The following is a 12,242-nucleotide window of genomic DNA, read 5'->3' as shown; positions in this document are numbered from 1 at the left end:
AATCCCCGTAAACCTCATGGTAGATAGTCATTTTTGCAAGATGCTGGTTGCCCTTGTCTGTTGCTTTTGGCAAACCGGCTCTGCGGCACCTAGCGTGAAATTGACGGTAACGGCTCCCGATACCACCGCCGGAGCCGACAGCACTCTCACCGGCATTTACGCCACGATGCCCTGGCTTCCTTGCACCGAATCCAACGAAAGCTTCGGCCTGATCAACCCCGTCTCGCCGGCCGGCACCACCCAGCCAAAAGATGCCTTGCAATTCGATATTACCGTCACCAACCAGGATTTAAACGGCGACAACAAAATGGATTACGACTTGTATATCTTTTTATTGAACCCCAACGCGACCGGATCGGCGTCCGCCTTCAAATCCGCCGCCGATATGAGCGAAATCGTGCCGGTCGCCCAGGTTTGGGCGGTGATGAATGCGTCGTTTTCCGGCAATCCGTCGTTATTGAAACCATTTGCCAATTTGAAAACCCTAAAGCCGGCGCAAGCGGTGTTCAAAAAAGCCGGCAGCTTCACGTCGCCCACTTTTGCCGCAACCTTATTGGAGGGGCCGATGTTTTTCGACACCGCCTGGCGCGGGACCAGCGCCCTTGCCCAATACATGCCGCAAGGACCGTGGATCGCAGTGGCCATGCTGATCAACGCCAAAAAACTGCCCTGGAACACCATTAGCGCCAACCAGCTGCAGAATCCGCAAAATTGGGACGCTTGGGATGCGCGTAGCTTTTTGCTCGGTACGCCGTTTCCCAAGCCGACCACCGGCACCGGCTTAAGCGGAGGCAACGGCCAATGTCATTAAGGTTATGGTTACACATCAATTCCCTGTTTCGGGTAACCAGGACTTTCCCGTTCGTCCTAAGCTTGTCGAAGGATGGACGGGAAAGTCCGAGCATCCACCGCGCCAAACCGTTCATGCGTCGACCGAGCTCGGCACGCACGGTTTGGCAGGAAAAGTCATTTCGCGAAGTTATTTTTAGCCAAATCCTAAACAGCCCCCAAACCCTTCCGCACCGCATAAAGTTCTACCTCTATCCGCTCGCTTGCCTTCTGACCCTGCCGGTTTTAGCCGCGCCGTCGGTAAGCATTACTGTCACCGCCCCGGTCGCCAGCGCCGGTGCGGACGCGAATCTCGCCCGCATCTATTCGACTCAGCCCTGGTTGCCGTGCACCAAAACCAATCAAAGCTTCGGACTGGCGAAAGCCAATAAAGTCAAACCGGCCGCTACTACGCTGCCGTCCGACCAATTCAATTTCGAGATTACCGTCGTCAACGAGGACAACTTGACCGCCTCCGGTGCCGCCGCTAGCGACGGCATCATGGACAACCATCTATACGTGTTTTTGGTCAATCCGAACGCCAACGGAAGCAATAGCCAATTTCAGCAAGCCTGGCTGGCCGGCGGCTCCGACGCCGTCTTCCCATACGCGCAAATATGGGTAGTGACCAATCCGGCTTTCAACGACAACCCGGCTTCGCTGCAACCTTATTCCAATATCACGGAAGTAGATCCGGCCAAGGCCATTTACAAACCCGCAGACAGTTTTCTCGGCAGCGAGTTCTCGACAACCTTGTTCGGCGCGCCGATGCTGTTCGACAAAGCGGCGCGCGGCAAGCGCCTACCACAAGGACCTTGGCTGATTACGGCATTTTTAGTCAATGCCAACCGGGCGGTCACCCTGAGCTCGGCCGAAATCCAAAATCCGCAATACTGGGAAGCCTGGGACGCAAAACCGTTTATCCTAGGTACCCCGTTTTTTAAACCCAATACCGGCAGCGGTCGCGGCCCGGTAAAAGGCGCTTGCCATTAAGATTATCCTGAATCCGTGACTTAAAAAGCCAAGCATGCCTGTATCTTAATGATTTAAAACGATGATTACTGGATAATACGCGCATTCCATAATTCGCTCGGATAGAGGCCGGCTTGGCTGTGGCGGAAACATCGGTCATGCGGTCATCAGTATTTTTCAATCCGGACACATGAGCCTGGACGAGGGTTGTTTGCGAGAACGATCTTAAGCGCCACTCTGTTGGGATTTATTGATTGAAAGAGTGTCGCCCTAGCCTCATTGAGGTGTTGGGCGGCGAATATCTCCAGCTTTTCCAAGGTGGTTTCCGGTTTGAGATAGCTTGCCGCCTCGGGCAATGAGCGAAACTTTTCATATATCGGCACGGGTGCAGCGGGCACAACGAAACTGCTTGAGCGTATCGCTCATCCAGCCGTAAGCCTCGACCCGATCCGTCAGCGTAAACGCGACGGCCTGATTGCCGGAAACAAAGGCTCGTACTTACGCCAGCGTTTTAGTCCTTGAGTTTGTATCGTCACGAATGCCTCCATGCCCCCGACTTTTGCGCTTCCAAGCTCATCTCGCGCTGGAAATACAACGCCTCGCTCAGGCTCATGTGTCATTGGACAAGGCTGCGAAATTCCAACCGTTTGCTTGACCTACCGATAAAGTCCGGCTGCTGCCCTGCCAACCATATTTTCAAAATAGCCCAATTCTTTCGGCACGGCATTTAGCGCAACCGGCGCAACAGCGCCAGTTTCAAGTGCGGCTGCTCCTCCACGGCGCACTCCTGCAGGAAATTGACCCCGCCTTGTTGGCTGGCGGCCAGCGGCAGGCCGTCGCGGTACAGAATGCGCCGCCCGGTTTGCTTGGCGATGCGTTGGCCGGGCGTGACGATGCCGGTTAAGTTCAACGGATCGGCGGCGCCCAGGGTGACGAATTCGCCCGCCTTGGCCTGGCGCTTGACGGCGCGCAACATGTCCAAGGCCTCCGGCAAGGCAAACTGTTCTCCGGCAAAGCCTTGCACGAAGCGGCCGCCGCGCAGTTCGCCGCGCGCCTCCAGGCGGCGGAATACATACAATAAATCGCGCCAGCTCGGCAGTACGTCTTCCTGTTCCAGCAGTTTGCGGAATACTACGCCGTAACGGCGCAGCAGCACTTGCGCCAAGTATTCACAGTGATGGTAACGATCGGCGTCGACGACTTGCGGCGGCTGACGTAGCAAGGACCAGCGTCCGGCCGCGGCGAAGGGATCGTAGCCCGGATAGCGCTTGCTGCGCCGATGCAGTACCGGCTGCGGGGTAATCAAGGTGCGCAGGCCCTGAAAGCTGTCGGCGCTGACCAGACCCCAGGCCGCCAGTTCCGCCAGCGCACTTTCGGTTTGGGTTTTCAGCAAGCCGGCTTCGGCCACCAATTCTTCGAAAAAGCTGGCGCCCAAGCCTTTCAACACCTGGTATACCCTGAGCGCGATGCCGGACAGTTCGATGTCGGCTAAGGACGGCAGCGGCGCATAGGCGCGCCAGTGCGGCAAGCTGTCGCGGCCGAGCAGGCTAATAGCGCTGGCTTTGCCGGCCGGCAGTTTGCGCTGGCCGGGGCTTTTGCCGGCGGACGGGGCCAGTCGTAGCCAGACGAGTTTGCCGCTGGCGCACAGCGTGTCCAGTTCGCTCGGCAAATAGCCCGGCACCCGCGCCGGCAGCACGTCGGCCTCCCAGCTGATCGCCGGCAAGCTCAGGCCCTCCAGTTGCTGTAGGCGCTGCGGCAGATTGCTCTGTTCCCGGCCGGTCGCGTCCACGCCCTGCCAGCGGAATAGAAAGCGCATGAAATCGGCCGGGGCAACCGCCTCAATCTCGCTACGCAGCTGTTTCAAGGTATAGCGATGGATACGCGCCAACAGGCCGCGCTCGCACCATTCCACTTCGCTGCCGTCGCTAAACCGGCCTTGAATCGCGAAACCCTCGCTTTGCAAAGCCAGTAGAGCGGGTTCCAGCGCAGTCGCCGGCAGTGCCAAAGGTTCGGCCAATTGTGCGGCGCTGACCGGTCCCAAACCTTCCAGGCGGCTGCGAACGATTTCCCGCAGTGCGCTGTCGCGGTCGTCGGTTTCTACGTCTAACGCGGCAATCTCCGGTTCCATACCCGCCGCAGGAAATACGCTCAACAAGGCGTGCAGGCGTTCCGCCGCTACCCATAACGAATGACCGCCGGGAATCGTCAGCAAGGTGGCGCGGCGGTTGCGACGTAAATTGTCGAACCAGGGTGTGCAGTCCGGGCCGACTTCAGCCAGCGTGGCCGCCGCGCCGCGCCGCCCTTCCGCAGCGCTGATAAATCCCAGAACCGACAACGCGTCGTGCAATTCGTCGGGATTGGCGACCTCCGGCCAGGCTTCGCGCCGCACCCGAGCGATGGCGTCCGGATTCAGACGGCCGATCTCGGCCGCATCTTCCGGCGCTAGAAAACGCCGTTGTTGCACCGCCAGCGTGCGCCGCTCTTCGGCCGGCGCGTCGTCGAGAAAGGCGTAGGGTCGGGCGTTCAGGATTTCCAGCGCCAACGGCGAAGGGCTGGTCAAATCGCGCGCCACCACCGCGATAGTGCCCTGTTCGATACCGCTGAGGATGTTAAGCAAACCGTCGACGTCCATGATCTCGTGCAGGCAGTCGTACAAGGTTTGTTGCACCAAGGGGTGATCCGGCACTTGCCGCTCGCCGCTGATGTTTTCCTGGCAGGCCAATTGATCCGGGAACACCAGTGCGATCAAATCCTCGGCGTCGTTGCGCTGAAAATAGGCCGGGACTTTCTTGCCGCCGCGCATGCGCGGCACGGCCAACGCGGTATTGGCCACCCAACGCCAGCGGGTCGGGAACATGGGCGCGGCCAGCAAGGCCTGTATCAGCACTTGTTCCGCAGTGGCGGCCTTCAAGTATTGAGCGGGTTCGGCTACCGGAAAGCTGTGGGTCGGCCCCAGCGACAGCACCAGACTGTCCTCGTTGGCCGCCGCTTGCAGCTCAAAATTGAAGCGCCGGCAAAAGCGCTTGCGTAGCGCCAAGCCCCAGGCGCGGTTGATCCGCGAGCCGTAGCAGGAATGCACCACGAAATGCATGTCGCCGGTTTCGTCGAAAAAACGCTCGAACACGATGGTTTGTTGGGTAGGCAGCACGCCCAGCGCAGCTTTGGCAGTGGCCAGATAATGCAGCAATTGTTCGGCCGCCGCTGCCGGCAACGCCAACTCGCCATGTAAATAGCGGCTGGCGGCCTCTGTGCCCGTTTCCAGCAAGACGTCGATAAGGCTGCGCAGCTCGGACACCGCTTGCGACAGTTCGTCGCTGCGCCCCGGCGCCTCGCCGAACCAGAACGGAATGTTGGGCGGTTGGCCGTGAGCGTCTTCGACGAAGACCCGGCCTTGTTCGATTTTCAGCATCCGGTAGGAATTGTTGCCGAGCTGAAAAATGTCGCCCGGCAGGCTTTCGAAAGCGAAGTCCTCGTTCAGCGTGCCGATGAACAGGCCTTCCGGCTGCATGATCACGTCGTAGTCGAATTGGTCGGGAATCGCCCCGCCGTTTAAGACCGCGGTCAGGCGGGCGCCTTTGCGCGGCCTCAGCTGGCCGTGTACCGCGTCGCGGTGCAAGTAGGCGCCACGCCGCCCGCGCCGGGTGTGGTAGCCGTCGGCCAGCATCTTGACCACGTTGCCGAACTGCTCGCGGCTAAGCGCGCGGTAGGGCCAGGCTCCGGCGAAGCGTTGAAACAAGTCCGGTTCCGAACACTCGCCGCAAGCGACTTCGGCGACGATCTGCTGAGCCAATACGTCCAGCGGATGGTCGGGGACGCGGATGCGGTCCAGTTCGTCGCGGCGGATGGCCGCCAGAATCGCGGTGCATTCCACTAAATCGTCGCGCGATAGCGGAAACAGCCGGCCCTTGGGCACTGCGCCCAGCCGGTGGCCGGAGCGGCCCACCCGTTGCAAGAAGGCTGAGATCGCGCGCGGCGAACCGAGTTGGCATACCAGATCGACCTCGCCGATGTCTATGCCCAGCTCCAGCGATGCGGTGGCGACCAAGGCGCGCAGCTTGCCCTGCTTGAGCCGCTGTTCGGCGTTCAAGCGGTGTTCCTTGGCCAGACTGCCGTGGTGCGAAGTGACGCAGTCCTCGCCCAGGCGCTCGGCCAGAGCCGCCGCCGCCCGTTCGGCCAGCCGGCGGGTGTTGACGAAGATCAAGGTCGTGCGATGCTCTGCGATTAAGTCTTCCAGCCGCTGATAGATTTCGCTCCAGACTTCGGCGGCCATCACCGCCTCTAGCGGCGAGCCGGTGACTTCGATTGCCAGATCGCGCCGGCGCACGTGCCCGGTATCAATGACGGTGCAAGGCCGCGCCTCGCTGCCGGTCAGGAATGCGGCCATCAACTCAATCGGCCGCTGGGTGGCGGAGATGCCGATGCGCACCGGCGGCGTCGGACACAAACGGTCCAGCCGTTGCAGCGACAGACTCAGATGGGCACCGCGTTTGTTGCCGGCCAAGGCGTGGATTTCGTCGACGATGACGCTATGCACCGTGCTCAGCATTTCCCGGCCGGAATCCGAAGTCAACAAGATGTACAGAGATTCCGGCGTGGTGACCAGGATATGCGGCGGATTACGTTTCATGGCTTGCCGCTCGGCCGGCGAGGTATCGCCGGTGCGGGTTTGGGCGCGAATCGCTACGTCCGGCAGGCCGGCCTCCAGCAACATGAAGCGGATTTCGGCCAAGGGTTGTTCCAGGTTCTTGCGGATGTCGTTGGACAGGGCTTTAAGCGGCGACACGTATAACACCCGGGTTGCGTCCGGCAACGGTGCACGCAATCCTTGCTGCAACAAGTCGTCGATCGCCGCCAAAAATGCCGCCAAGGTTTTGCCGGAGCCGGTCGGCGCCGCAATCAACGTCTGCCGTCCGGCCCGGATTGCCGGCCAGGCCTGGGTCTGTACCTGCGATGGCGCGGCAAATCGCCCGGTAAACCAATCGGCCACGAGGGGATGGAAAGCGGTTAAGGGCATAGGCGGTTCGCGCGCAACTGCAAGACGTAGTCTGGACGGGATGGCTTAGCCGCCGTCGGCACCTGGTACCGACGCATAGTGGGACACGGCCGGAAAAGGCTGATAAAAGTGATGGAGCAGCCGTTTCCATTCCTGGTACCTCGGCGACTGGCGAAAGCCGGCTTCGTGGGCTTGCAGCGACGCCCAGCGCACCAACAGAATATATTCATTGGGATGCTCGAGACAGCGCCCCGGTTCGTGAGACAAGCAGCCGGGCATTGCCGAAATGATGTGCTGCGCTTCCAGGAAGGCGGCTTGGAATTCTTCAGCTTGACCGGCTCGGACCCGGAGTGGGGCGACCTCGAGAATCATGGTACGGACGCTACCTCTCCCAGCTGGTGCGGCGCAAGGACGGCGCGTCGACGCAATCCGGTTTGAGCGCGGGACTGTGCGTGTTCATAGATGACTTGCCTCGATCCAAAGCTGTTGTTTGCCGACCTGCCGATACCAATTCTTAAACCGGGAACGGTCATGTTCAAAGGACTCGGATAACTGGGGACGCGGATCTTCGCTCAATGCGTACGCCATCCCTTCGATAAACCATTCGGGACCATGCCACACCTTTATCATGCCAAGTTGCTCGTATTGCAAGTGATGAATCATTTCGTGGCGCACATAGTAAGGCTTCCATGCGCGAGGGCTGATCACAATACCCAAGGTGCCGATAGTAGCGGCCGAACGTTTCCCTAAGCCAAAGGCTTGAAAGCAGGCTGCGGTCGCGCAGAACGTGACGCGAGGCTTTTTTCCGATCGGGCCGGCGGCCGACTCGACAAAATGCACAGCCTCATCGTAAAGCGTAGCGGCTTCCGGGTATCGAGCCGGGGCGTCCGTGCAGATGAATTCGCTGCTGCATGAAATACCTGTCAGCCGGGGGGCAACGACCCGTACGGGCTTGATGAATGCCCAAGCGGCGGCGGGAAGTAAAAGTACAGCAATGAGTAATGAACGTTGCACCATAAAAGCCTTTCATGACGAATACCATAGCGCCAAGCTGCGTAAGCCGCTGTGGTTGCGCCGAATCGTGCTCACGCGTCAAATCGATGCCGGCCTGAACCTCGCCGATAGTAACCATAACCATCGCGGAAAAAACGGTTGCCGGTTTCGATGCCGGGGCCTGCGAGGCGCGGGTAGACCGTCTCGTTGCAATCAATGCCCAAGATTTTGATTGGATCCGGTCGGGCTTGAAACCAGCACTTTGTCCACCCGGTTGCCGTCCATGTCCACAACTTCGATACGCAGACCTTGCAACTCGAAATGATCGGTGGCTTTGGGCACATAGCCCAGATGCAACATGACGAAGCCGCCAACGGTGTTGACGTGACTATCGGACTGTTCGGGGACCGGCGTCAAGCGAAAATGCGTCCGAAATTCGTGAATGTCCAGCATGCCGTCCACCAGCCAGGAACCGTCCTCGCGTTGCAACATTTCCGGCCTATCTTCCAACGGACTGGTCGCCAAAGTGCCGACGATCGCTTCCAATACGTCGCCTAACGTCACCAAACCATTGATCTCCCCATATTCATCGGCTACCAGCGCGGTATGCAGGTGGGCTTGCTTGAATTGTTCCAAAAGGCCCATCAAGCTAATCGAATCGGGGACGAACAGCGCCTTGACCATGATTTTGTCGAGGCTGGGCTGGTCTCCCATCAATACCCGATCAAGAATGTCCTTGACTTTGATAAAGCCAACGACCGTCTCCAGCCCGCCGGCGCAAAGCGGTAGCACCCCGTGCGAGCTTTCGATGATCAGCCGGCGATTTTCCTGGAACGGTTTGCGCAGATCCAGCCAAACGATGTCCTGACGCCACGTCATGATGGAGGCGACATTGCGCTTGTCGAGTCTCAAGATGTTTTCCATGAAATGGAATTCGGCCTCTTCCAGTACGCCTTCCTCTGTACTTTGGGCCAACAGAAGCTTAATTTCCTCCTCGGTCATCGATGGTTCGTTTTTGGGCTTGATGCGCATCAGCCATAACGAGACTTCCGTGGCTAAGCTCAACAGCTTTACCGCCGGCAAAGCCAGCAAAGACAAGCCATGCATGGGTCGGGCTATCAGCGCGGCTATCCGTTCCGGAAAATTCAGCGCCAGGCGTTTAGGCACCAACTCGCCGACAATCAAGGACAAGAAAGTAATTAAAATCACTGTGGCGGCTAAAGCCAATTTTTCGGCATACGGCGCTAGGTAAGTAAACGACTGTAGCCAAGGTATCAATGGTTTGGTAATGGCCTCTTCGCCCAACGCGCCGCTAAGAATGCCGATAGAGGTGATGCCAACCTGTATCGTAGACAAAAAGCGGGTGGGTTGTTCTGCCAGTTCCAGGGCCTTGGCCGCTCCGCTGTGGCCCCGCTCGAGCATTTGTTGCAAGCGGATCTTGCGTGACGAGACGACCGCCATTTCCGACATTGCAAAAATGCCGTTTAGAAATATCAATATTAAAATCAAACCGAATTCAAAAGACATGCGATAACAGCTCTGTGCTGAAGAGGGAAATAAAGTAGGGACATGTTCGCGCAGTTAGTAGGGGGCTAAATCCGACGCCCGACAGGCTTTGACGCCGGCAGTGCCGTGCCCGGACGATTTCGGCCTATCGGTCCTGGGCCGATGTTGGCCCGTGGCTCAACTGCGGGTCGGTTCGGCGCATGGCGGCGGGCTAAACGCTATACGTGGTCGAGGTAGTCTTGCCGCCGTGTCCGGTCCAGTCGGTATGAAAGAACTCGCCGCGCGGTTTGTCCACTCGTTCGTAAGTGTGGGCGCCGAAATAGTCGCGTTGCGCTTGCAGCAAGTTGGCGGGTAGGCGCTCGCTGCGGTAGCCGTCGTAATAGGCCAGCGCCGAGGAAAACGCAGGCGTGGGGATGCCGGCCCGGATGCCCAGAATCACAGCCTGCCGCCAGCCGGATTCGGCTTGTTGCATCGCAGCTACGAAAAAATCGGCCAACAGCAGATTCTCCAAATCCGGTTTTTTTTGATAAGCCTGTTTGATCGCTTGCAGGAATTGGCTGCGGATGATGCAGCCGCCGCGCCACATCAAGGCGATTTCGCCGTAATTCAAGGCAAATCCGTATTCCTTGGACGCTTCCCGCATCAATTGGAAACCCTGGGCGTAGGAAATGATTTTCGAGGCGTACAAGGCTTGCCGTACCGCGCCGATCATGGCTTGCCGATCGCCTTCGAAAGGCTGCACTTGTTTTTTAAGGACTGCCGCGGCTCTAACCCTTTCGTCTTTTTGCGCCGACAAACAGCGGGCGAAGACCGATTCGCCGATCAAGGTCAGCGGTATCCCCAAGTCCAGCGCATTAATGCCCGTCCATTTGCCGGTGCCTTTTTGCCCGGCGGTATCCAGGATTTTATCTAATAGCGCTGAGCCGTCTTCGTCTTTATAAGCCAGGATGTTGGCGGTAATTTCGATCAGGTAGGAGCTGAGTTCGCCGCGGTTCCAGTCGGCGAAAATCGTCTGCATTTGGTCGGTACTCAAGCCCAGCCCTTCGGAAAGCAGTTGGTAGGCTTCGCAAATCAATTGCATATCGCCGTACTCGATGCCGTTATGCACCATTTTTACGTAATGTCCTGCACCGTTGTCCCCTACCCATTCGCAGCACGGCTCGCCATCGACCTTGGCGCTGATCGCTTGGAATATCGGTTTAACCGCCGGCCAGGCCGCGGCGTTGCCGCCCGGCATGATCGAGGGGCCGTGGCGGGCGCCTTCTTCGCCGCCGGACACGCCGGTGCCGATGTACAGCAAACCCCTTTCCTTCAGGTATTGGGTGCGACGGTTGCTGTCGGTAAACAGCGAATTGCCGCCGTCTATGATGATGTCGCCCGCAGACAGCAACGGCAGCAGGTCTTCGATGTATTGGTCGACCACGTTGCCGGCTTTGACCATCAACATGATTTTACGCGGGGTTTCGAGTTGATCTACCAGTGCTTGCAGGGAATATGCGCCTATGACTTGCGTTCCCTTGGCGGGACCTTGTAAAAATTCGTCCACTTTGGACCTAGTGCGATTGTAAACCGCGACTTTGAAACCATGGTCGTTCATATTCAAGACCAAGTTTTGGCCCATGACCGCTAGGCCTATTAAACCGATGTTCGCTTGCATATTAGCCTCCAGCGCAACAGTACTCTCCGGATAGTAACACGGCAGGCGGCTAACGGTGGCTCGCTTTGTTTAACAATCTTTTTCAAGCTTTTTCCGTTTCCTCGCTTGAGAACTACGCCGTGCTTCCGATATTAATAAAGCATTAATCAACTTTCTACGGTTTTTCGGGTCTGGAACAATAAACGGGTTGGCGCAACAGATACTTATGGGCTACTGCATGACGCCGCCAAACCTGATAATATGTCTGTAATTTATTGATTATTAAGATTAAAGTTTGGTAATCGCCTGGTGCACTCCTGCTCGTTAACGTTTTATGTATTGAATATGACTGCTAAGCACGTACTAAGCATGAATTCTGAAACCGAAGTTCGCCGCACCTACGTGCGCAGGCAAAAAGAGCGGCGGGTCAATACCTTTGCTTTTAATTCGCCGGAATGGATAGCCATGATGCAGGAGCATTATGTGATGTGGCCGAAAACCGAGCGTCGAAAAAAGGATAGACGCGCCAAGGACAGACGCAAGATCGATAGGCGCAGGGCATTGCGCAGGGCTGACCAGCCCAAATATTCGCGCGCACCCTATTTCTTCAGCACCGAAAGCATCCTGGACGAAGAAGAAAAGCAGATGATTTTGGAGCTGTTCCGCGATGCGGATTAAGTCCCGCAGGCTAGCGGGCCGACATCCCTGTGCCGCGTCTTGAATTTACCCGGCGCAGCCTTTATAGTGCGTAACCCTTTTGCATTGAAAAATCAACGCCATGCCATCGTTTGATATCGTTTCCGAATTGGATAGTCACGAAGTGACCAACGCAGTCGATCAGGCTAATAAAGAAGTGTCTACCCGTTTCGATTTTAAAGGCAGCAACGCTAGCTTCGAGCAGCAGGAAGACGCCATCTTGATGAAAGCGGAGTCGACCTTTCAACTGCAACAAATGCTGCCGATTTTGTATTCCAAAATGGGCAAGCGCGGTATCGACATTTCCAGTCTGGAAAGCGGCAAGATTCAAGATACCGGCAAAACCGCGCAACAGCCGATTACGTTAAAACAAGGTATAGGCAGCGACTTGGCGAAAAAAATCGTCAAATTGATCAAAGACAAAAAACTGAAGGTGCAAGCGGCGATCAACGGCGATAAAGTTCGCGTCACCGGCAAAAAGCGCGACGACCTGCAAGAAGTCATCCAAATGCTGCGGGCCGAAGATTTAGGCCAACCGCTACAATTCAACAATTTCCGCGATTAATCCTGTTCCGCAGTTTGCCGAATCGGTGGCGTGATTTTACTGCGACCGCTTTA

The 12,242-nt window shown here is 57.5% G+C and carries 9 protein-coding genes; 4 read left to right on the top strand and 5 right to left on the bottom strand.

Features of this window, described 5'->3' with window-relative positions; genetic code table 11:
• Positions 1-16 precede the first annotated feature (16 nt).
• On the top strand, positions 17-811 hold the full coding sequence (locus tag AB0A83_RS00815) for a hypothetical protein (protein ID WP_150046102.1): 795 nt from the start codon (positions 17-19) through the stop codon (positions 809-811).
• A 113-nt stretch (positions 812-924) separates the two neighbouring features.
• Positions 925-1,821, top strand: coding sequence for a hypothetical protein (locus tag AB0A83_RS00810; RefSeq protein WP_367155143.1), 897 nt, complete (start codon positions 925-927; stop codon positions 1,819-1,821).
• Between the two features lie 706 nt (positions 1,822-2,527).
• On the opposite strand, the gene AB0A83_RS00805 is transcribed toward AB0A83_RS00810, so the two are convergent.
• From AB0A83_RS00805 to gnd, 5 genes are all read right to left on the bottom strand, one after another.
• Positions 2,528-6,814, bottom strand: a complete 4,287-nt coding sequence (locus tag AB0A83_RS00805; protein ID WP_367155141.1) for a DEAD/DEAH box helicase — start codon at positions 6,812-6,814, stop codon at positions 2,528-2,530.
• A 45-nt stretch (positions 6,815-6,859) separates the two neighbouring features.
• On the bottom strand, positions 6,860-7,165 hold the full coding sequence (locus tag AB0A83_RS00800; RefSeq protein ID WP_367155140.1) for an antibiotic biosynthesis monooxygenase: 306 nt from the start codon (positions 7,163-7,165) through the stop codon (positions 6,860-6,862).
• Positions 7,166-7,249: 84 nt separating this feature from the next.
• The gene (locus AB0A83_RS00795; RefSeq protein ID WP_367155139.1) at positions 7,250-7,810 is read right to left on the bottom strand and encodes a hypothetical protein; all 561 of its coding nucleotides are present in this window, start codon (positions 7,808-7,810) and stop codon (positions 7,250-7,252) included.
• 189 nt (positions 7,811-7,999) lie between these two features.
• Positions 8,000-9,313: a hemolysin family protein gene (locus AB0A83_RS00790; RefSeq protein ID WP_150046097.1), complete on the bottom strand. Its 1,314-nt coding sequence runs from the start codon at positions 9,311-9,313 to the stop codon at positions 8,000-8,002.
• A gap of 190 nt (positions 9,314-9,503) precedes the next feature.
• Positions 9,504-10,949 carry a decarboxylating NADP(+)-dependent phosphogluconate dehydrogenase gene (gnd, locus tag AB0A83_RS00785; protein ID WP_150046096.1) on the bottom strand — a complete coding sequence of 482 codons (1,446 nt, stop codon included), beginning with the start codon at positions 10,947-10,949 and terminating at the stop codon, positions 9,504-9,506.
• A 348-nt stretch (positions 10,950-11,297) separates the two neighbouring features.
• Between gnd and AB0A83_RS00780 the strand changes: the two genes are divergently transcribed.
• Together AB0A83_RS00780 and AB0A83_RS00775 are read left to right on the top strand one after the other, a co-directional pair.
• Entirely contained in the window at positions 11,298-11,606 is a 309-nt protein-coding gene (locus AB0A83_RS00780; protein WP_150046095.1) for a hypothetical protein, read from the top strand.
• A gap of 100 nt (positions 11,607-11,706) precedes the next feature.
• Positions 11,707-12,189, top strand: coding sequence for a YajQ family cyclic di-GMP-binding protein (locus AB0A83_RS00775; RefSeq protein ID WP_150046094.1), 483 nt, complete (start codon positions 11,707-11,709; stop codon positions 12,187-12,189).
• Positions 12,190-12,242: the final 53 nt, after the last annotated feature.

The organism is Methylomonas sp. HYX-M1 (assembly GCF_040741385.1).
GTDB classification, from domain to species: domain Bacteria; phylum Pseudomonadota; class Gammaproteobacteria; order Methylococcales; family Methylomonadaceae; genus Methylomonas; species Methylomonas rhizoryzae.
This window is presented reverse-complemented; position numbering and strand designations above follow the sequence as displayed.